This is a genomic window from Streptomyces sp. NPDC015032 (assembly GCF_043080425.1).
Lineage (GTDB): Bacteria > Actinomycetota > Actinomycetes > Streptomycetales > Streptomycetaceae > Streptomyces.
Map to the genome: position 1 here is coordinate 78,308 of NZ_JBIBVN010000011.1, position 20,963 is coordinate 99,270.

The 20,963-nt window shown below is 71.5% G+C and carries 16 protein-coding genes, 1 tRNA gene and 2 pseudogenes; 12 read left to right on the forward strand and 7 right to left on the reverse strand.

Translation table 11 applies throughout. The annotated features are described in order from the left end of the window. Positions 1-383: 383 nt before the first annotated feature. The 5 genes from thrC to ACF08M_RS18035 all read right to left on the reverse strand — a co-directional run bounded on the left by thrC (position 384) and on the right by ACF08M_RS18035 (position 5,888). Complete coding sequence (gene thrC / locus ACF08M_RS18015; protein ID WP_392186220.1) at positions 384-1,454, reverse strand: threonine synthase; 1,071 nt, start codon at positions 1,452-1,454, stop codon at positions 384-386. A 6-nt stretch (positions 1,455-1,460) separates the two neighbouring features. Continuing rightward, a complete protein-coding gene (locus ACF08M_RS18020; protein ID WP_392186221.1) occupies positions 1,461-2,810 on the reverse strand; it encodes a homoserine dehydrogenase in 1,350 nt (449 codons plus the stop codon). Positions 2,811-2,935: 125 nt separating this feature from the next. Next, positions 2,936-4,327 (reverse strand): diaminopimelate decarboxylase, encoded by a 1,392-nt coding sequence (gene lysA, locus ACF08M_RS18025; protein ID WP_392186222.1) that lies wholly within the window; start codon positions 4,325-4,327, stop codon positions 2,936-2,938. Between the two features lie 26 nt (positions 4,328-4,353). Beyond that, positions 4,354-5,349, reverse strand: a complete 996-nt coding sequence (gene nrtL / locus ACF08M_RS18030) for an ArgS-related anticodon-binding protein NrtL (RefSeq protein WP_392186223.1) — start codon at positions 5,347-5,349, stop codon at positions 4,354-4,356. A gap of 56 nt (positions 5,350-5,405) precedes the next feature. Further along, a complete protein-coding gene (locus ACF08M_RS18035; RefSeq protein ID WP_392186337.1) occupies positions 5,406-5,888 on the reverse strand; it encodes a response regulator in 483 nt (160 codons plus the stop codon). A 170-nt stretch (positions 5,889-6,058) separates the two neighbouring features. Here ACF08M_RS18035 and ACF08M_RS18040 point away from each other — a divergent pair. After that, positions 6,059-6,130, forward strand: a tRNA-Arg gene (locus tag ACF08M_RS18040). A 481-nt stretch (positions 6,131-6,611) separates the two neighbouring features. Here the strand turns inward: ACF08M_RS18040 and ACF08M_RS18045 are convergent. Next, positions 6,612-6,989 (reverse strand): hypothetical protein, encoded by a 378-nt coding sequence (locus ACF08M_RS18045; RefSeq protein ID WP_392186224.1) that lies wholly within the window; start codon positions 6,987-6,989, stop codon positions 6,612-6,614. A gap of 227 nt (positions 6,990-7,216) precedes the next feature. Here ACF08M_RS18045 and ACF08M_RS18050 point away from each other — a divergent pair, with 227 nt between their 5' ends. The 4 genes and pseudogenes from ACF08M_RS18050 to ACF08M_RS18065 all read left to right on the forward strand — a co-directional run. Then, positions 7,217-7,678: a hypothetical protein gene (locus tag ACF08M_RS18050; protein WP_392186225.1), complete on the forward strand. Its 462-nt coding sequence runs from the start codon at positions 7,217-7,219 to the stop codon at positions 7,676-7,678. 119 nt (positions 7,679-7,797) lie between these two features. After that, a pseudogene (locus tag ACF08M_RS18055) lies at positions 7,798-8,647 on the forward strand (NB-ARC domain-containing protein); the annotation flags it as partial. A gap of 211 nt (positions 8,648-8,858) precedes the next feature. After that, the gene (locus ACF08M_RS18060; protein ID WP_392186226.1) at positions 8,859-10,364 is read left to right on the forward strand and encodes a hypothetical protein; all 1,506 of its coding nucleotides are present in this window, start codon (positions 8,859-8,861) and stop codon (positions 10,362-10,364) included. A 29-nt stretch (positions 10,365-10,393) separates the two neighbouring features. Further along, positions 10,394-10,687 (forward strand): annotated as a pseudogene (locus ACF08M_RS18065) (serine protease); the annotation flags it as partial. 128 nt (positions 10,688-10,815) lie between these two features. On the opposite strand, the gene ACF08M_RS18070 reads toward ACF08M_RS18065, so the two are convergent. Next, positions 10,816-11,928 (reverse strand): Ku protein, encoded by a 1,113-nt coding sequence (locus ACF08M_RS18070; protein ID WP_392186227.1) that lies wholly within the window; start codon positions 11,926-11,928, stop codon positions 10,816-10,818. 60 nt (positions 11,929-11,988) lie between these two features. Between ACF08M_RS18070 and ligD the strand changes: the two genes are divergently transcribed. The 7 genes from ligD to ACF08M_RS18105 all read left to right on the forward strand — a co-directional run bounded on the left by ligD (position 11,989) and on the right by ACF08M_RS18105 (position 20,946). Then, a complete protein-coding gene (ligD, locus tag ACF08M_RS18075; RefSeq protein ID WP_392186228.1) occupies positions 11,989-12,885 on the forward strand; it encodes a non-homologous end-joining DNA ligase in 897 nt (298 codons plus the stop codon). A 205-nt stretch (positions 12,886-13,090) separates the two neighbouring features. Then, positions 13,091-15,274 (forward strand): HEAT repeat domain-containing protein, encoded by a 2,184-nt coding sequence (locus ACF08M_RS18080; protein ID WP_392186229.1) that lies wholly within the window; start codon positions 13,091-13,093, stop codon positions 15,272-15,274. Further along, complete coding sequence (locus tag ACF08M_RS18085; RefSeq protein ID WP_392186230.1) at positions 15,271-15,600, forward strand: zinc-ribbon domain-containing protein; 330 nt, start codon at positions 15,271-15,273, stop codon at positions 15,598-15,600. The genes ACF08M_RS18080 and ACF08M_RS18085 overlap by 4 nt, the downstream gene beginning before the upstream one ends. A gap of 132 nt (positions 15,601-15,732) precedes the next feature. Next, positions 15,733-16,497: a hypothetical protein gene (locus ACF08M_RS18090; protein WP_392186231.1), complete on the forward strand. Its 765-nt coding sequence runs from the start codon at positions 15,733-15,735 to the stop codon at positions 16,495-16,497. Positions 16,498-16,574: 77 nt separating this feature from the next. Further along, positions 16,575-17,885: an ATP-binding protein gene (locus tag ACF08M_RS18095; protein ID WP_392186232.1), complete on the forward strand. Its 1,311-nt coding sequence runs from the start codon at positions 16,575-16,577 to the stop codon at positions 17,883-17,885. A gap of 168 nt (positions 17,886-18,053) precedes the next feature. Beyond that, entirely contained in the window at positions 18,054-19,433 is a 1,380-nt protein-coding gene (locus ACF08M_RS18100) for an FtsW/RodA/SpoVE family cell cycle protein (protein ID WP_392186233.1), read from the forward strand. A gap of 55 nt (positions 19,434-19,488) precedes the next feature. Further along, on the forward strand, positions 19,489-20,946 hold the full coding sequence (locus ACF08M_RS18105) for a penicillin-binding transpeptidase domain-containing protein (RefSeq protein WP_392186234.1): 1,458 nt from the start codon (positions 19,489-19,491) through the stop codon (positions 20,944-20,946). Positions 20,947-20,963 lie beyond the last annotated feature (17 nt).

The following is a 20,963-nucleotide window of genomic DNA, read 5'->3' on the forward strand; positions in this document are numbered from 1 at the left end:
TCTCGATGACGGCGGGAAGCCGTGGCGGCGGGGAGTGGAATTCCGGGGAAACCGACGGCCACAACGACCCATGCACCGCGAGGGATGCGGTGGGGTGGATTGGTTACAGCTTATCGAAGGAAGGTTCTGTCGCGACATAGGGCGCACAAGAGGCGCACGATGCGTGTCGCCCGCCTCCTATGCGCTCTCCGCCCCGAAAAGAGACGGTTGAGCTGGGTTCCTACCGACAGGTGACCGAACTGCCCGTCGGCGGTGCGCCGGGGTTCACCGCCGACGACCGATCCGGCCCCGGCCCGCCGCCGACCGTTGTCGGCGGCGGGCCGGGGCCGGTCCGGGTCGTCGGTGAAGACTGGCCGGCGCGGATACCGTCGGGTTCCCGGTGGTTACGCGAGACCCAGCTTCTCGGCGGCGGCGGCCGCGTCGACCGGGACCGTGACCGGCTGCGGAGCACCCGCGACGGCCCAGTCGGGGTCCTTGAGCCCGTTGCCGGTGACCGTGCAGACGATCTTCTGGCCGGGGTCGACCCTGCCCTCTTCGGCGGCCTTCAGCAGACCGGCGACGGACGCAGCCGAAGCGGGCTCCACGAAGACGCCCTCCTGCGAGGCCAACAGCCGGTAGGCGGACAGAATTTGACGGTCCGTCACCTCATCGATGACGCCGCCCGATTCATCCCGGGCGTCCAATGCGTACTGCCAGGAGGCCGGGTTGCCGATCCGGATCGCGGTGGCGACGGTCGACGGGTCCTTGACGATCTCACCGCGGACGATCGGCGCGGAACCGGAGGCCTGGAAGCCCCACATGCGCGGGGTGCGGGTGGCCATACCGTCCCCCGCGTACTCCTTGTACCCCTTCCAGTACGCGGTGATGTTGCCCGCGTTGCCGACCGGGAGGACATGGATGTCCGGGGCGTCGCCGAGCGCGTCGACGATCTCGAACGCTGCGGTCTTCTGGCCCTCGATACGGACCGGGTTGACCGAATTGACCAACGCCACCGGGTAGTTGTCCGACAAGGAGCGGGCCAGCGTCAGGCAGTCGTCGAAATTGCCGTCGACCTGGAGGATCTTGGCGCCGTGCACGAGCGCCTGGCCCATCTTGCCGAGTGCGATCTTGCCCTGCGGCACGAGGACGGCGCAGACCATGCCCGCCCGTACCGCGTACGCGGCGGCGGAGGCGGAGGTGTTGCCGGTGGAGGCGCAGATGACGGCCCGCGCACCCTCCTCCTTGGCCCGGGTGATGGCCATCGTCATGCCGCGGTCCTTGAAGGACCCGGTGGGATTGGCGCCCTCGACCTTGAGGTGCACCTCGCAGCCCGTGCGCTCGGAGAGGACCTGAGCGGGGACGAGCGGCGTACCACCCTCACGGAGCGTGACGACCTGCGTCGTGCTCGTGACCGGAAGGCGGTCCCGGTACTCCTCGATGATGCCGCGCCACTGGTGGGTGCCCTTGCTGGTCATGGGTCCTTACTCCCCTTCAACACGCATGATGCTGGCGACACCGCGCACGGTGTCGAGCTTGCGCAGCGCTTCGACGGTCGCCGAGAGGGCGGCGTCGGGCGCGCGGTGGGTGACCACGACGAGAGAGGCCTCGCCGCCCTCCCGTCGTCCGCCGCCACCCTGCTCGATGGCGACTTCGTCGCCGCTGCTCGGATTCCTGCCCTGCTGGCGGACGGTGTCGATCGACACGCCCTGTTCGGCGAAGACCGTCGCGACCTGGGCGAGTACGCCAGGCTTGTCGGCCACGTCGAGGCTGATGTGGTACCGCGTGACGACCTCGCCCATGGGACTGACCGGCAGGCGGGTGTACGCGGACTCGCCGGGGCCGGTGGCCTCGTTGAGTTTGTTGCGGCAGACCGCGACCAGGTCGCCGAGGACCGCGGACGCGGTCGGCGAGCCGCCGGCGCCGGGGCCGTAGAACATGAGCTGCCCGGCCGCCTCGGCCTCGACGAAGACCGCGTTGTACGCCTCGCGGACGGAGGCCAGCGGGTGGCTCAGCGGGATCATCGCCGGGTGCACACGCGCGGTGACGGACTGCCCGTCGGCGGCGCGCTCGCAGATGGCGAGGAGCTTGACGGTGCAGCCCATGCGGCGGGCGGAGGCGATGTCGGCGGCGGTGACCTCGGTGATGCCCTCGCGGTGCACGTCACCGATCCTGACCCGGGTATGGAAGGCGATGCCGGCCAGGATCGCGGCCTTGGCGGCGGCGTCGAAGCCCTCGACGTCGGCGGTCGGGTCGGCCTCCGCGTAGCCGAGAGCGGTGGCCTCGTCGAGCGCCTCGGAGTATCCGGCTCCGCTGGTGTCCATCCGGTCGAGGATGAAGTTGGTGGTGCCGTTCACGATGCCGAGGACCCGGTTGACCTTGTCGCCCGCGAGGGATTCGCGCAGCGGCCGTACGAGCGGGATGGCGCCGGCCACGGCGGCCTCGTAGTACAGGTCCCGGCCGTGCTGCTCGGCGGCGGCGTGCAGGGCGGCGCCGTCCTCGGCCAGCAGTGCCTTGTTGGCGGAGACCACGCTCGCGCCGTGCTCGAAGGCGGTGGTGATGAGGGTACGGGCGGGCTCGATGCCCCCGATGACCTCGATGGCGACGTCGATGTCACCCCGTTTGACCAGAGCAGTCGCATCGGTGGTGATCAGTGCGGGGTCAATGCCCTCCCGCACCCTGGAAGGCCGGCGCACGGCGACACCGGCGAGCTCGACCGGTGCGCCGATGCGCGCGGCGAGGTCGTCGGCGTGCGTCATCATGATGCGCGCCACCTCTGAGCCGACCACTCCACAGCCCAGCAGCGCCACCTTCAGCGGACGCGTACGCATCATCCGACCTCGTTTCCTTTACATCTGATGTGTGGTCCAGTCTCACTCACCGGACGGGCGTTCCTGCCACTCGTCCGGATCCTGAGACATCTATGGGGGTCCTGGGGTAAACCCCGGGAAAAACGGCGTCAGCCGACATCCAGACGCAGGAGATCTTCCTCCGTCTCGCGCCGGACGATCACCCGAGCCTCCCCGTCGCGCACCGCGACGACGGGCGGGCGAAGAGCATGGTTGTAGTTGCTCGCCATCGAGCGGCAGTACGCGCCGGTGGCGGGCACGGCGATCAGGTCGCCGGGCGCCAGGTCGGACGGCAGGAAGGCGTCCTTGACCACGATGTCGCCGCTCTCGCAGTGCTTGCCGACGACGCGGACGAGCATCGGTTCGGCGTCCGAGGTGCGCGAGACGAGCGCCACGGAGTACTCGGCGTCGTACAGCGCGGTGCGGATGTTGTCCGACATGCCGCCGTCGACGCTGATGTACGTACGCAGCCCCTCCAGGGGCTTGATGGTGCCGACCTCGTACAGCGTGAAGGCGGTGGGGCCGACGATGGCGCGTCCCGGCTCGACGGAGATCCGGGGGGTGGCGAGGCCGGCCGCCTCGCACTCGCGGGTGACGATGCCGCCGAGCGCCTTGGCGATCTCGTGCGGCTCGCGCGGGTCGTCCTCGGAGGTGTAGGCGATGCCCAGCCCGCCGCCCAGGTCGATCTCGGGCAGCTCGACGCCGTGCTCGTCGCGCACCTCGGCGAGCAGCTGCACCACGCGCCGGGCGGAGACCTCGAAGCCCGCCATGTCGAAGATCTGCGAGCCGATGTGCGAGTGGATGCCGATGAGTTCCAGACCGTCGAGGGCGAGTGCCCGGCGCACCGCCTCGGCGGCCTGTCCCCCGGCCAGTGCGATCCCGAACTTCTGGTCCTCGTGCGCGGTGGCGATGAACTCGTGGGTGTGCGCCTCGACACCGACGGTCACCCGGATCTGTACCCGCTGCCGCTTGCCGAGCCGCTGCGCGATGTGCGCGACCCGGGCGATCTCCTGGAAGGAGTCGAGCACGATCCGTCCGACACCTGCGGTGACCGCCCGCTCGATCTCCGCGGCAGTCTTGTTGTTGCCGTGGAAGGCGATGCACTCGGCGGGCATCCCGGCGTCCAGCGCGCAGGTCAGCTCGCCCCCCGAGCAGACATCGAGGTTGAGGCCCTCCTCATGGAGCCAGCGCACGACGGCTCGCGACAGGAACGCCTTGCCGGCGTAGAACACATCGGCGTTCGGCCCGAAGGCCTCGGCCCAGGCCCGGCAGCGGGCCCGGAAGTCGGTCTCGTCGAGGAAATAGGCGGGAGTGCCGAACTCCTCGGCCAGCCGCGTCACTTCGATCCCGCCGACGGCGACCTCGCCGTCCGCGTTCCGGGCGACGGTACGGGCCCAGACCTTCTCGTCCAGGGCGTTGAGGTCGGCGGGCGGGGCCGTGTAGTGCCCCTCCGCCAGGACATCGGCGTGGCGGGGTCCGGCGGGGTGTGCGGATCGGCTCATCGTGCTGCTCTGTTCTCTCGGGTGTCTCAGAGGACTTCGGGTGCGCTGATGCCGAGCAGGGACAGGCCGCCTGCCAGCACCGTCCCGGCGGCCTCGGCGAGGGCGAGCCGGGAACGGTGGGCGGCCGAGGGTTTCTCGTCACCGACGGGGAGCGGCGGCGCGCCGTCGTGGAAGTCGAAGAACGCCTGCGCGACCGCTTCCAGCTGCCGGGCGACCCGGTCGGGCTCGCGGTGGCGGGCGGCGGCGGCGAGCACGCCGGGATGGTCGGCGAGAAGCGCACCGAGTACGGGTGCGTCCACATTCTCCTCGTACGCGGCGCCGAACCCGAGCTGCTCGGCGTTCCGGCTCAGGGCACGGGTCCGGGCGTACGCGTACCGCACCCGGAACAGCGGGTTGCTCTCCCGCTGCGCGAGAAGCTCGTCACTCCCCGTGCACCGGGCGCGGTCGTGCGGGGCGGCCCTCAGCAGTGCCCAGCGCGCGGCGTCGGTCCCGAGCCGCTCGAAAAGATCGCGGTCCGGGGCGGGCACGGGCACCACGTGCAGCGCCTCCCCACCGGCCGCCCGGTCCCCGACCCCGGCCCCCTGGGACCGGAGCAGCCGCTCGACGGTCCCGGTGACGACGCGGGCGCGCAGTTCGTCGACGGGTACGAAGAAGGCCGTGACGCCGGCGAGGGCATCCCCGTGCCCGTACTCCGTACCGCCCGTCCCGACGGCCCGGACCAGCGCATCGACGGGGTCCGGGCCACCGAGGGTGAAGTTGAGGAACCCCGGCCCGGTGATCTCGACGCCACCGATCCCCGGCGTCTGACGCACCCGCTCCCGGAGGATCTCGGCGACTTCCCTGGCCGGCAGCGCCGCGGGCCCGGCCAGCTGGAGGGCGACAGCGCAGGCGTAGTCCCCGCGTCCGCCGGGCCGTGTCCGCTCCACCCGCACGCGCGCGGGCACGGGCGCGCGCAAGGCGTCCTCGTCGACCGCGCGGCGCACGGCGTGCAGCACGGTCCTGGAGAGATCGGCGGGGGTCACAGGACAAGCGTATGGGAGGACGGGGGCTGTTCCGCGACCCGGTTTCCGCCATACGGTCACCCGGCGGCGCTCTCCGCCCGCCCGGCACCGTGTCTGCCGTCGAGCGACGGCGGGTCCTCCCGGTCCGTCAACTGCCGCACGAGCCGCACCAGCTCGCTCGGCTCGAAGGGCTTCGCCAGGAACGCATCGACTCCTGCGGCGGCCCCGGTGTCCACCTCATGAGGAGTGGAGGCACTGATGATCGCCACGGGCACATGTCTGGTCTGCGGATCGGCGCGCAGTCTGATGACGGTCTGCGGGCCGTCCAGCCGGGGCATGACGACATCGAGCGTGATCACATCGGGGCGGACCTGATGCACCAGATCCAGACACTCGACACCATCGGCCGCGGTCACGACCTCGAAGCCCTCAAGCTCGAGGTTGACCCTGATCAACTGCCGGATGACCTTGTTGTCGTCGACAACAAGCACGCGGCCGCACGCCCCTGACACACTCCGAGAGTAGGCGGGACGTAGGGGCTGCGTCCGGGTTTTGCCTATTTCCGACCCCGGACGAGTGGTGCGGAAGGTGGCCGGATGTGCGCACGACGTTCCGTCCTCACCCTTCTCCGGGACCCGCGCAGCCACCCCGGCAGCGCTGAAATACCTGTTCACGGACACCCTGCGGAAGCTGGTAGTGTTTCTCCCGTCGCCGAGCAACACAGCGATACGCCCCCGTAGCTCAGGGGATAGAGCATCGGCCTCCGGAGCCGTGTGCGCAGGTTCGAATCCTGCCGGGGGCACTTCGATCGAAGTGCCTGAAGACCCCGTCATCAGCGGAAGCGCTGAGGCCGGGGTCTTCGCGTATGCGCGGACGCATACCGCGCGGAGCCAGTACCTCGACGAGCCGGCCCACTCCCCCGCACTCGTCGCCGAAACTGTCGGTGTGCGGCCGGGGGACGGCTCTGCTGGACCACCTCCTGGACGAAGCGACGTACGAGGTCGTGTGATCGCCCCACAGGGTCACGCGTGGGCAATCCTGTCAGGAGGTGGCCGGGCGAGCCCGCCGGAAGACGAGCTGCCCCGGCCGGGGGCGCATGCCGGTCGAGGGGCACCCCGGTGGAGCGGCCCGCGCGGCTCTCGCCGTCCGTCACCGTGGCCGGGCTGCGACCGCCGCGGCGCAGCGGATCCGGGCAGGCGGCGCCGCGGCCCGTCCGACCGGGGTGGATCGGGGGCTGCCGCGCCGCCGACGGTCGCCTGGGGCCTTCGAAGCGGCGGTCCGGTCTACTGGTCCGTGTCCTCCGGTCCGCCGGAGCCGATCTGTTCCGCTCGCAGCGCCAGATCCTGCAGCACATCGGAGGAGGACACGTCCGTCTGCCCGGAGTCGTGCACCTGGGCCAGCATCGCGAAGGCCAGGGTGAACGCGCCGACCAGTTGCTCCACCGCGCCGCCGACCTCCCGGCCGACGAGGGCCGCGACCTCTTCGATCGAGGCGTCCTCGGGGATCGTGATCCGGGGCATCGTCTCGTTCAGGAGCGCGGTCACCACGCTCGAATCGGTTTCCATGTCGTCACGGTCGACGTTCTCTTCGAGGAGCCGACGGATCTCCCCCGCCTCCGTGAGGATTCCCACCACACGCTTCACTACTTCGCTCTGCTCCATCCAGCGAGCATAGGCGCGGAGTGGTGCGGACGGTGATCAGCCGGCCCTTCGCGCCGCCCCCGGTCCGGGCCCGGGGCGGACTGCCCGCCCCCCCCATGAGCCCCGTAACGGCGGGAGTTGGCCGGTCCCGGCGGAGCGACCGGGTACACCTACTGGAGGACGCGTCCGGGAATCTTGCGCCCGGCCCCCTTCCCGGCCCCGATGCGCACGCGCCCTATCGTGACGCCATGCAAACGACACCTGTGGCCCGTCGCCTCGGCAAGGCGCTGGTCGTGACCGTGATCGCCGCCGCCCTGTCCCATCTGCTGCTGTCCGACGGCCTGTCGCTGTCCCAATGGCAGCAGGCCGCGGCGAACGTGGGCGGCGATCTCGGGGGCTCCGGGGATACCGCGTCCTCGGCGGCGATCGTCAACACCCTGCTGTTCATGCCCGCCGCGTTGTGGGCGGGCATGCGGCTGCTGAGGGAGCGTCGCGTGTATCTGACCGTGGCCGTCGGCAGCATCGGCTGGTTCGTCACCGTCGGAAACTACATCGATCAGCTCAGCGTCCGGCCGAGCATGGTGATGCCGCTCGGGCCCCTGGCGCTGTTCATCGCCGTCACCGCCCTGTCCTCGGCCATCCTCCGGCCCCGGAACCGGTCGGCGCCGTCACCGTCTTTGCAGCCGGCGGCCGGAGCGCCGGCCCAGTGAGGGCCACGCCCGCCGACGCCCGGGCCGGCAGCGCTTCTTGACACGGGCCGGGTATCGGTCGTCCGTGCGGAAAGGATGTCCTCCAGGACATTGTCGGGTGGCCGTTCGGTGGGGGACCGGTGCGGGGGCACGAGCGCAGTGACAACGACGTGAGCGGTACGGTGCTTGGCCCGGCGATTCAGTCGGGGACCGTGTACGGCGGCATTCACATCCGCACGCAGGCCGCGTCGGAGACCCGCGGGCCGAAGCCGCCCTGGCAGCTCCCGCCCTCGATCCGGATCACCGACCGTACGGCGGAGGTGAGTGCGCTGGAGGTGCGCCGCGCCCGGGCCACACGGGAGGGGCATCCCACCCTGGCGGCGGTGAGCGGGCTGGGAGGTGTCGGCAAGACCGCGGGCGCACTGGCCTGGCTGCACGCCCTTCGTCCGCACTTTCCTGGAGGTCAGCTGTACGCGGATCTGGGGCCCAGTCGCCGGGAGGACCGGTGGACCCGGGCGAAGTGGTCGGGCGGTTCCTGCGGGCCCTGGGCGCACCGACACCGCGGGTGCCCTCGGCCCTCGCCGAACCGGTCGCGCTGTACCGGTCGTTGACCGCGGACCGGCGCCTCGTGGTCATGCTGGACGACGCGGCCACCGCGGCGCAGGTCCGGCCGCTTCTGCCCGCGGGGCAGTGTGTGACCGCAGGGCAGTGTGTGACCGCGGTGACCAGCCGTCGGCGGCTGCCGGGGCTGAGTGTCGACGGGGGCATGTGATCGATCTGGAGCCGCTCGCACCGGAGGCGGCGGTGGAACTGCTGAAGTCCACCCTCGCCGACGGCCGGGTGGCGGCGCAGCCCGAGGAGGCGCGCGCCCTGGTAGATCTCTGTGCGGGTCTGCCGCTCGCGGTACGCATCGCCGGTGCCCGGCCGGCGGCACGCCCCCGGCACGGCATCACCACGATGGTCCGGGCGCCGACCGAGGAACGCGACCGGCCGGACAGCGGGCGGGATCGCCGTCCGGATTGACACCGTTCGAGGCGTCGTAGAAGGTAATCGAACCGGGCGCGGTTCGAGGCCCGACTCGCTCAACGGTTGGGGGGCCGACGTGAGTTGGAACGACCAGGTTCGCTCCGGGGGTACTCCCCCGCCCCTTCCCCCGCCTCCCGGCCGGCCGCCTGTCATCGGACCGCCGCCACCGGGAAGTGTGCTCCGCTCCTTTGCCGCGGCACTGCTCAATCTCAGTGGGTTCGGGCTCGGCTACGCGCTGATGCGGTGCTGGTTCAGGACCCTGCTGTGCTGGGCGGCGACCGCTGTCCTGCTGCTCGTCGCGCTGCCGGCCGATCCCGGCGGGGTGGCCCGGGGGATCGTCGTCGCGTATCTGGCCGTGTTGGCCCTGGCGGCCGCGGACGGGGCACGAACCGCCCGGCGTCGCGCCCTCGGCGGGTCGTGGCGGCCGGTGGTGGCGGCCGGGGTGGGCCTGGTGCTGCTGGCGGTGCCCGCGGGGGGTGTGGTGCTCTACGGCTCCGCGCGGGACGAGGCCGTCGAGCAGATGCTGCTCGACCGGCTGGACCGGGGCGACCGGAGTGTCGAAGCCGCGTCCGGCAAGCCCTTCGCCGCCGCACGGGGCGACTACCAGGCGGCGCTCGCCGTCTACCGCGACCTCGGCGAGGAACACGCCGGATCGAGGGCCGGGAAGCTCGTACCGAAGCGGCTCCACGTGTACTACAAGGCGGTCTCGGCGCCGTACCGGCAGAAGAAGCTCTGCGAGGCCATCGAGCCGCTGACCTATCTGCGGACCGTACCCCGGTCGATCGACCCGAAGCTGCTGGGCGATCTCGCCGGCTATCCCGACGGTCCGCTCGCCGCCTCGCTGTACGCGTGCGGGGTGTCGAAGCTGGGGGCCGTGCCGACCAACGGCAGGGACAGCGACGAACTGGGCGAGCTGCTGCGCACGTTCCCCGACTCCACCGAGGCCGGGAAGGTGGGGCCCGCAATCTCCGGGAAGATCTCGGAGCAGAACCGGGCCGTGCGCGGAAGCGACCCCTGCGCCGCCAGGGACACGCTGCAGCGACTCCGTACGGCCGCCCTCGCGATGCCGGACAAGTCCGTCTCGGCGCTGGCCCCGAAGACCGACGGCGGCATCCAGAACGGCGAATACGCCTGTGGAATCGCCCAGTTCAAGGCCAAGCGGTTCGGCCAGGCACAGCTGACGCTGACGGAGTTCGCCGCGTCGTACAAGAAGGACAAGCGCGGGGCGCGGGCCCGGGACATCGCCATCGCCGCCGAGATCGCCGGAACCCGGGCGGCGGCCGGCAAGCACCTGCCGCCCTCGGGCAGTCCCGGTGGGGCCCGGATGGAACTGGTCATCAGCAACGACGCCCCGGACGGGGTCGAGATCCTGTACACCGGGCCGGTCACCGGAAAGACCGGCATCAAGGGGTGCGGCAGCTGCGGGACGCGCTCGGGGCTGACCGCCTCCCTGTCGGCCTGCAAGGCCAAGGGAAAGAGCTATCCGCACGTGACGCTCCGGCTGCCGGCGGGCGAGTACCACTTCCTGTACAAGCACCGGGGCGGCTCGTCCGCAACGGTTGTCAGCAGTTACGCGGACGAGTCGAGGATCCAGCCCGGGTACCGGTACACCGGCTGCACGTATGTGTCCACTTCGCCCTCGTTCGGCGTCGGGCCGCCGGACTCGCTCACGCACACCTGAGGGCTCGGCAGGGCGCGGCGCGGCGGCGACAGTACGGGACCGGCTGGGGAACGCTGAAGGCCGACCTCGCCGGCGACGGCAGGAGCTGGACCGGCTTCCCCGGCTCGTACACCTCCGGCGCGGGCGGCGGCACCAGCTCGACCGTGAAGCAGCCGTTCTACCAACGGGGCGTCGTCCCGGACTCGCTCGCGCAGACGAACGGGAAGAAGCGGATGCGCACGGCTGCGGACATCGCGGCCGTCGCCGACCCGAACACCGGCTTCCTGGTCGGCCAGACCCAGACGCTGCCCGACGGCTCGCTCGGCTACGACGAGTACCGCATCGTTCGTGCCTGGTGCCGTGCGCGGGGCACTGCCTCATTCGTGCCCGGCGCCGCGCGCGGAGCCGCGGGCGCCGGGCACAAGGCATTGCCCGGCGCTGCGCGCGCGGCCGCAGGGCGCCTGTACGGCGGTCAGGCCGAGGCTCGCTTGCGGGGGGATGCCTTCTTCGCTGTCGGTTTCGCACCCGTCTTCGAGGCCGACTTCGCGGTGGTTTTCTTCGCCGAGCCAGCCGAGCCCGCCGAGCCCGCCGAGGTCTTGGCGGACGACTTCGCCGTCGGCCGCGCGGCGGTCTTCCCGGCGGGGGCCCTGCTCGCCGCCGACTTCTTCGCGGCCGTTTTCCCGGTGGCCGCCGCAGCCTTCTTCTTCGCCCCGGTTCCGCCCGACTTCTTGCGGCCGGTGAGCGAAGTGACCTCGGCCACGGGTGCGTTCGCCGGCCCCTCCCCGGACCCCTCCACCGGTTCCTCGCCCCGGGCCTCCTTCGCCGCCCGGACGCTGCTCTCCAGCGCCGCGACCAGGTCGATGACCTTGCCGCCGCCGGCTGCCTCCGCCTCCGCCGGCTCCACGCTCCGGCCTTCGGCCTTCGCCGCGATGAGCTCCTCGACCGCCTCGCGGTAGTCGTCGTGGAGCGAGTCCGGATCGACCTCGCCGAGCGTGTCCATCAGCGCCTCGGCCAGGTCGAGTTCGGCGTCGCGGACCGTGACCTCGGACTCCGGCGCGACGCCCTCGGGGCTGCGGATCTCGTCCGGCCAGAGCAGGCCGTGCATGGCGATCACGTCGTCGACCACCCGCAGCATGCCGAGCCGTTCGCGGCCGCGGAGCGCGTACTTCGCCAGGGCGACCTTCTCGCTCCGCTTCAGCGCCTCACGCAGCAGGGTGTACGGCTTGGCCGCGGGAACACCGTTGGCGGAGAGGTAGTACGCCGCGTCCATCTGGAGCGGGTCGATCGAGGCGGCCGGCACGAACGCGACGATTTCGATCGTCCTGGCGGTGGGGAGCGGGAGCGAACCGAGGTCCTCGTCGGTGATCGGGATCAACGAGCCGTCGGCTTCCTCGTACGCCTTGCCGATCTCCGCCGCACCGACCTCCTCCTCGTCGATCTCGCAGACCTTCCGGTAGCGGATCCGGCCACCGTCGGCGAGGTGGATCTGACGGAAGGAGACCGAGTGGTTCTCGGTGGCGTTGACCAGTTTGATCGGGATGCTGACCAGCCCGAAGGAGATGGCACCGTTCCAAATGGATCTCACCGTTCACCCCTTGTGTCCGATAACTGCCGATAGATCCGTTGAACATGTGATTCTTATCGTATGACGCCGATCACAGAGGTGGAGGGGCGGCGGCTGGCGCTCAGCAACCTCGACAAGGTGCTGTATCCGGCCACCGGAACCACCAAGGGCGAAGTGCTCCACTACTACGCGATCACCGCGACGGAGGCCCTGCTAGCGCATCTGCGCGACCGGCCGGTGTCCTTCCTGCGCTATCCGGACGGGCCGGACGGGCAGCTCTTCTTCACGAAGAATCCGCCCCCGGGTACGCCGCCCTGGGTACGGACCACCGCTGTGCCGCACCACGAGGACGAGCAGGCCACCCAGGTGGTCGTGGAGGATCTGGCCTCGCTGACGTGGGCGGCCAACCTGGTGGTGGAATTCCACACTCCGCAGTGGCGGGCCGATGCGCCCGGGATCGCCGACCGGATGGTGTTCGACCTGGACCCCGGCGCGCCCGCGACCGTTGTGGAGTGCTGCGCGGTGGCGGTGTGGCTGCGCGAGCGGCTGGCGGCGGACGGCTTGTCCGCGTACGGCAAGACCTCGGGATCGAAGGGGCTGCATCTGCTCGTACCGCTGGAGCCGACCCCCGCCGATCAGGTGTCGGCGTACGCGAAACGGCTGGCCGTCGAGGCGGAACAGGAGCTTCCGTCACTGGTCGTGCACCGGATGAAGCGGGCCCTGCGGCCGGGGAAGGTGTTCGTCGACTTCAGCCAGAACGCGGCGGCGAAGACGACCGCGACCCCCTACACACTGCGCGCCCGGCCCGAGCCGACCGTCTCGGCGCCCGTCACCTGGGCGGAGATCGAGGAGTGCCGGACGCCGCGGAAGCTGGTCTTCCTGGCCGGTGACATGGGCGCGCGGCTGGAGCGGTACGGGGATCTGCTCGGCCCGCTCGTCGACGCGGACCGGGCCCGGCCGCTGCCGACCGCGCGGTAGGCGGAGCCGGAGGAGAAGCCAGAAAAGAGGCCGTCCCGTCCGGTCCTCGGAGACGGCCGAAATTCGCCCCTTCAGCGCATAGCGTATGACGGATGATCTTGTCATGTCCGTAAGGAAAAGACCGCATGTGGAAGGCGGTCGTCCGAGCCGTGGTGCACACTCCTCGCAGACACTGCTTCGTGGAGTTGCGTGGGGAGGCGATGGCGTGTTCGCAGGGATCGACGAGGTCGACTGGGCCTCGATGGAGCATGCCTACGGGCCTGCCGATGATGTGCCGGCGATGCTGCGGGGTCTCGCATCCGGCGATCCGGTGGAGCGCGAGGCGGGGCTGGACGGCATGTACGGGGCCGTTCACCACCAGGGCGATGTGTACGACTGCACGCTGGCCTGCATACCTTTTCTGTTCGAACTGGTCGTGGATCCCGGGATTCAGGACCGGGGCAGCATCGTCGAGCTGCTCACCAGCATCGGCGGCATCGATCTGGACGAGGACGACGAGGACGAGATCGACGAGGAGGAGATCGAGGGAGCGGCGAACTACGCGATGGCGGCGACTGCCGTCGCCGCGGGCGCCGGGGCGTTCTGCGAGCTGATGGCCGACGAGGACCCGGGGGTGCGGCTCGCCACGCCCCTGGCGCTCGCCACGCTCCACAACCGCCCGGCGCGGGTTCTCGCGCTGCTGCGGGAGCGGCTGCCGGTGGAGCCGTCCGAGGAGGTGCGGCTCGCCCTGGTCGAGGCCGCCGGGCGGGTCGCTCTGCGGCATCGCGCGCTGGCCGGGCAGGCGGCCGACTGGCTGACCCGGCTCGCCGGTGAGGGGTTCCCCCCGGGGCTGCGGCTCGCCGCCCTGGCCCAGTTGGCGCGGTGCGTGCCGGACGCGCTGCCGGGCGATGTCGTCCGCGTGGTGACGGGGCTGCTTCGGCAGCTGCGGTCGGCGCCGCCGCGCCGGTCCGGGGCGGCCCCCGCCGGCGAAGCCCGGGCCGGCCGGGCCGAGGCGGCCGCGGCCGCCGACGCGCACAACGAGAAGCCGGCCGGGGCCGGGGAGCCGCCCGTGGAGGAGCGGGCCGCGCCGGCGACCCTGGTGGGGCAGTTGCGGGCGCTGTCCGACGAGGATGCGCCGGGATCCGGCGCCCCCTGGACGGCGGATCTGCTGCGGACGCTGCATGTCGGTCTCCACGACCGGGTCGCCGAGCGGACGGCACTGCTGGCGGACCAGTTGCGCAGCCCCGACCACCGGCAGCGCATCGACGCGCTGCGGATGAGCAGCGGGCTGATCCGGGTCTGGCGCGGCTCGTACGAGGAGCTGGTCCGGCTGGTCGGTGAGCAGCTCGCGACCCCGGAGCCGCGGCTGGCCGGGGTGGCGGCGCATGTGCTGGAGGAGCTCTTCGGGCTCGCCGCGCCCGCCGCCGACGCGCTGGCCGCACGGGTGGCGGCGGACCCCGACGCCTGGGTGCAGGACTGGCCGAGCGGCCCCGCCGGGCTCGGCAGCGCGGTGAAGGCGCTGGCCCGGCTGGGCGATGCGCGTGCCGTCCCCGCGCTGGCCGCGGCGCTGGAGCGGCCCGAGGTGCCGCACGATGTGGGGTCCGCCATCGGCCATCTGGGATCGGCGGCGGCCCCGTTGACCGAGGTGCTGCGCCGCAGGCTCGGCGAGGTCCGTCTCGACGAGGCGGCGTACGACCGGGCGGGCCCGCTGCTCACGGCGCTGGCCGCGCTCCGGGCGGACGAGGCGATGCCGGAGGTGCTGCGGGTGCTGCGCGGTGCGCCGGAGCACCGGGGCGAGTGGCTGCATACGGCGGCGCTGCGCGCGCTCGGTTCGTTCGGGCCCGCCGCGCACAGTGCCGTACCGGACCTGCGTACGCTGCTGCGCCGCCCCGGGAACACCTCGGCGATCGAAGCTGCGGAGGCCCTGTGGGCGGTGGCCGGGGAGGCCGACGCGGTACTGCCGGTGCTCATCGACGGCCTGCAGGCGGAACGTTTCCGCGAGCGGCGCTCCGCGGTGAACGCGCTGGGCGGGCTCGGGACGCGGGCGGCGGTGACCGCGCCCCGGCTGCGCGCGCTGCTCCGGCACGAGGATCCGTTGCTGCGGGTGGACGCGGCGATCGCGCTGTGGGATGTGACCGGGCGGGCCGACGAGTCCGTGCCGGTGCTCCTGGCGGCCTGGGAGCAGCACCATCGTGTCCGGGTCCGGGTGGCGGAATGCCTGGCGCGGAGGGGGGTGGCCGGTGCAGGGTCGGACGCGGAGCACGTGCTGCGCGCCGAGCTCGCCTCCGTACGCCGTCACAACGCGATGGACGGCGGATTCGGCAGCCACGACACGTACGACGACGAAAAGCTGCTGGCGTTCTGCCGGCAGGCTCTCCTGGGTGATACGGGGAAGGGACCCACCATATGATCATTTTCGGCACACGGGGCTATCTGTACCAACTGGCTGTCCTGACGCTGGTCTGCGGCTGGTGCGGCAATCCGGCCGCGCACACGCTGCGCAAGCGTGTGACCAAGTTCACGCTGTTCTTCGTGCCGCTGTTCCCGTTCTCGACGAAGTTCGCGACGCAGTGCACGTTCTGCGGCGGGGAGCAGCAGATCCCGAAGGAACAGGCCGAACAGCTGCTGGCCCAGCATGCCGCCTCGCAGAACGGCAACCCGTTCGGGCAGGCGCAGGCGCAGGCACAGCCTGGATACGCGCCGGGCGGCCAGGGACAGAACCCCTACCAGCGCTGACACAGCGCCCCGGGCGGCATCCGGAGCGGCACCCGAGCGGCATCGCGCATCACACGAACGGATTAAATAGGCATAAAAGACTTCCTTCCGAATAAGGTCTATGGGGCATGGATCGCGGGAAGGGAGGATGTGATGCGTCCGCAACGCCGGGTACGACATCGCGCGGCGGCGGCCCTCGGGGCCGTCGTCGGCGCCGCGCTGCTGGGCGGCTGCGGTGTCGGCGGCGGCCTGCGGAGCGCCGGACCGGCACCGAACGCCGTCGGGCCCGCCCGGCTCTGGCCCGGCCTGCCGCCCGCCTCCTCCGCACCGTACGACTACGGCGAGGGCGAGACCGCGCGCATCCCGGGGATCAAGGTGCCGCACGGCGATGTGCACCGCCTGGACCCGGTCGCGGTGGTGCAGGCCGGCCTGAAGGCCCGGCCCAACCGGTCCACCGACACGGCCGACCTCCCCGCCGACACCGTCCGCCGCATCGACGCGTGCCGTAGCGAACCGGCCTCCTGTCCGGTGCTGCGGCCCTACTACCGCGATCTGACCGGCGACGGCAAGGACGACCTGGTGCTCGGCATCCGGCTGGCCGACCACCAGCTCTCGGTACGGGTCTACATGCCGGAGGCGGGCGGGCTGACCCGGATCCTGTCCACCACGGACGCCGTGATCAGCGTCGAACTGGCGGGGCGGGACCTGATCATGCGGGTGCCGTCGGCCATCACCGGGTACGAGTACCGCACCGCCTGGACCTGGGACGACCGGCAGCGCGCCATGCTGCCGACCCGGGACGAGATCCTGCGGATGCCGCTGCCCCGGCCCCCGCGGCAGCACCCCACGGCCACCCCGCCCACCGCCGCGCCGTCCACCCCCGCACCGTCCGCCGGCATCTTCGCGGAGCGCCGGTGAGGTGGCGCGGGGCCGGGCACCCCGGGACGGAGCAACGCGGAACGGAGCAGCGCGGGACCGGGCGCCGCGTGCCGCGCATGCCTTCCTGGACCGCGACGCTCACCTGGAAGTCGGCCCTCTTCATCACCGTGATGTGCTGCGCCCTCGCCGCGCTGCTGAGCGTGCTGGTCCACGGCGAGGTGACCCGCCAGACCGTCACCGAGGCCCGCGAGAAGGCGCTGTCACGGCTGGCGGACGTCACCACCGCGTACGAGACGGGTGAGGCCCTCCCGCCGGGGTCCGGCATCGATCCGCCGGGACTGCCCGCCTCCCTGCGTGCCCTGGCGGTGGACGGCGAACGCGGCACGCTCGTCGCCTATGACCACGGGCGCCCCGCCATGTGGGCGGCGGCTCCGGCCGACGGCCGGGCGCTGGCCACCCAGGTGGACTACAGCGAGAGCGCCCGCACGATCAACGATCTCGACGGGGCGATCATCGGTTCCTCCCTGCTGGCCACCGGTGCCACCCTCCTCGTCGGAGCGTTCGCCGTCACCCGGGTCACCCGGCGGCTGCACCACACGGCCCAGGTGGCGGGCCGGATCAGTGCGGGCGACCTCGACGCCCGCGTCGAGGGCCCGCGCACGAGGAACCCTTCGCGCCCGCAGGACGAGGTGGCGATCGTGGCCGACGCGCTGGACACGATGGCGTCCACGCTCCAGCGCAAGCTGCTGACCGAGCAGCGGTTCACCGCGGATGTGGCGCACGAGCTCCGCACCCCGCTGACCGGACTGTGGGCCGCCGCCGAACTGCTGCCGCCGGGGCGCCCGGCCGAGCTGGTGCGGGACCGGGTCCGCACGATGCGGGCGCTCACGGAGGATCTGCTGGAGATCTCCCGGCTCGACGCCCGTACGGAACGGGTCGATCTCGATGTGCACGAACTGGCGCCGCTCGTCGAACGCGTGGTGGGCGCGTCCGGGACGGAGACCGTGATCCGTTTCGGGGAGACCGGCGCGGCGCACCCGCAGGAACCCGTACGGGTCGAGACCGACCGACGGCGCCTGGAACGGGTGCTGGGCAATCTGATCACCAATGCGCACAGGCACGGCCGCCCTCCGGTGGTGCTGACGGTCGACGGGCCGACGGTGACTGTACGCGATCACGGGCCGGGGTTTCCGGACTATCTGCTGGAGGGCGGCCCGCAGCGGTTCCGTACCGAGGGCGCCGGCCGGGGACACGGGCTCGGGCTGACCATCGCCGTCGGGCAGGCGGAGGTGATCGGTGCCGAACTCGTCCTCCGCAACGCCGGGGACGGCGGCGCGGTGGCCCGGCTGACGCTCCCCGAGTACGTACGACCAAACAATAAAACACCAAAGAGCCCGGACGGTCCGGCACCCGGGCGGCAGCACTGAAGTGACGATGCGCCACCGTCACGCCCCCACGGCAGCACCGAAGTGACGATGTGTCACCACCATGCCCCATGGACGTGGGCCGTGGGGCAGACCGGCACGAACATGTCGGCAGACATATCCGCTATGACATAAGGGAAATAGACCCCACCTCTTGCTACGTTGCGTGGCATGACCGCAACGACGGCGGACGCTCCCCCGCCCGATCTACGTCTGCCCAAGCGGCGCGGAGTCGAGCTGCTGCTCCTCATCGGGGCCGTCCTCATCCCCGTCTTCGGCTACGCCGCCGTCGGCCTGGCCCGGAACAACGCGGTCCCGCCCGATGTGGCCGGTTACGGCGCCGGCCTGGGGCTGCTCGCCCTCCTCGCCCATCTCGCGGTCCGCCTGCGTGCCCCGTACGCCGATCCGCTGCTGCTGCCCATCGCCGTACTGCTCAACGGTCTCGGACTGGTGCTGATCTACCGGCTCGACCTGGAGACCCCGAAGAACCAGGCGGCCCCCACCCAGCTGATCTGGTCCACGCTCGGCGTGGCGCTCTTCATCGCGGTGGTCGTCCTCCTGCGCGACCACCGGGTGCTCCAGCGGTACGCCTATCTCTCGGTCGCCACTGCCCTGGTCCTGATGATCGTGCCGATCTTCTTCCCGGCGGTGAACGGCGCCAAGATCTGGATCCGGGTCGGCGGATTCTCCTTCCAGCCGGGCGAGTTCGCCAAGATCCTGCTCGCCGTGTTCTTCGCCGCGTATCTCGCCGCGAACCGCCACGCCCTCGCCTACACCGGCCGCCGGATCTGGCGGCTCCAGCTCCCCACCGGCCGGGTGCTCGGCCCGATCGTGGCGATCTGGCTGCTCAGTGTCGGTGTCCTGGTCCTGGAGCGCGACCTCGGCACCTCGCTGCTCTTCTTCGGCCTCTTTGTGATCATGCTGTACGTGGCGACCGGCCGGACCGGCTGGATCGCGGTGGGCCTGCTGCTCGCCGCCCTCGGCGCGTTCGTCGTCGGCTCCTTGGAGCCGCATGTGCACAGCCGGGTCCAGGACTGGCTCGACCCGTTCGCCACCATCAAGGCGGGCCGGGGTCCCAGTCAGCTGGCCCAGTCGCTGTTCGCGTTCGCCGCGGGCGGGATGCTCGGCACCGGGCTCGGGCTCGGGCACTCCATCCTCATCGGCTTCGCCGCCAAGTCCGACTTCATCCTGGCGACCGCGGGCGAGGAGCTCGGCCTGACCGGGCTGACCGCGGTCTTCCTCCTGTACACCCTGCTCGTCGCCCGCGGCTACCGGGCCGGGCTCGCGCTGCGCGACCCCTTCGGGCGGCTGTTGTCGATCGGTCTGGCCTCGATCCTGGCGCTCCAGGTGTTCGTGATCGCGGGCGGAGTGATGGGGCTGATCCCACTGACGGGCATGGCGATGCCGTTCCTCGCCCAGGGCGGATCGTCCGTCGTCACCAACTGGATCATCGTGGCGCTGCTGATCCGGGTCAGCGACCAGGCCCGCCGGCCCCACCCCGACCAGGTGGAGACCGGAGTCATCGCGCCGATCAGGAAGGACGAGCTGTGACCCCGTATGCGCCCGCCGCGCTCCCGTACCCGTCACGAGCCCCGGAGGCCAGGCCGTGATCCGTTACATCCGCCGGGCCGCCGCGCTCTGCCTCCTGCTGCTCGTGGCGCTGCTGGTGAACGCCGCCCGTGTCCAGGTCTTCGAGGCCGACAGCCTGAACAACAACCCGGCCAACCGCCGTCTCACGATTGCCCGTTACCACCAGGCGCGGGGCAACATCCTGGTCGGCGGCGCATCCGTGACCGGCTCCGAGAACACCGGCGAGCAGCTCAAGTACGAGCGCACGTACCGCAACGGTCCGCTGTACGCGCCGGTGACCGGCTACGCCTCGCAGACGTACGGCACGACCCTGATCGAGCACGCCGAGGACGGCATCCTCTCCGGCACCGACTCGATGCTCGCCCCGTTCCCGCTGTGGAACGAGATCACCCGCAGCCGGCAGCCCGGCGGCAATGTCGTCACGACCGTCAAGGACTCGATGCAGCGCGCCGCCTTCGACGGGCTCGGCGGGCGCCGGGGCGCGGTCGCCGCCGTCGAACCGTCTACCGGCAGGATCCTGGCGCTGGTCTCCACCCCTTCGTACGATCCCGGGCAGCTCTCCGGAACCGGTTCGTCCGTCACCGACGCCTGGGAGCGGCTGAACGCGGCAAAGAGCCAGCCGATGCTCAACCGGGCGATCCGGCAGACGTACCCGCCGGGCTCCACCTTCAAGATCGTGACGGCGGCGGCAGCGCTCGACGCGGACGTGGTCACCGATCCCGACGCCGGGACCGACACCCCGTCCCCCTATGTACTGCCGGGCACGACGACCACGCTCCCCAATGAGGCGGAGGGCTGCGAGAACGCCTCGCTCGCCGAGGCGATCCGGGTCTCCTGCAACACCGTGATGGCGGAACTCGGAGTGCGGGTCGGGCTGAAGGGCATGGTGGACGCGGTGCGGAAGTTCGGCTTCAACGACACCGGGCTGAAGATCCCGTCGGGGGTGGCGAAGAGCAACTTCGACACGAGGATGAGCGACGACCAGCTGGCGCTGTCGTCGATCGGGCAGTTCGACACGACGGCGACACCGCTCCAGATGGCGATGGTGGCCTCGGCCGTGGCGAACGGCGGCGACCTCAAGTACCCGTATCTGGTGGACCGTACGACCACGAGAAGCGGCTCGACCGTCCAGCGGAACGGTTCGCGCACCTACCACCAGGCCATGAACCCGCGGACGGCCATGCGGCTGCGGACGATGATGGTCGACGTCGTGGAGCGGGGCACCGGGTCCAACGCCGCGATCGACGGAGTGACGGTCGGTGGCAAGACGGGCACCGCACAGCACGGCATCGACAACACGGGCAGGCCCTACGCCTGGTTCATCTCCTGGGCGCAGGCGCCGGACTCGGGGCGGCCGGCGGTCGCGGTCGCCGTGGTCGTCGAGGACGCCGCCGCGAACCGGGCCGACATCAGCGGCGGCGGCAGCGCGGCTCCGATCGCCCGTTCCGTCATGGAGGCGGCCCTGCGAGACTGACGGCGTGACGGGTGCCG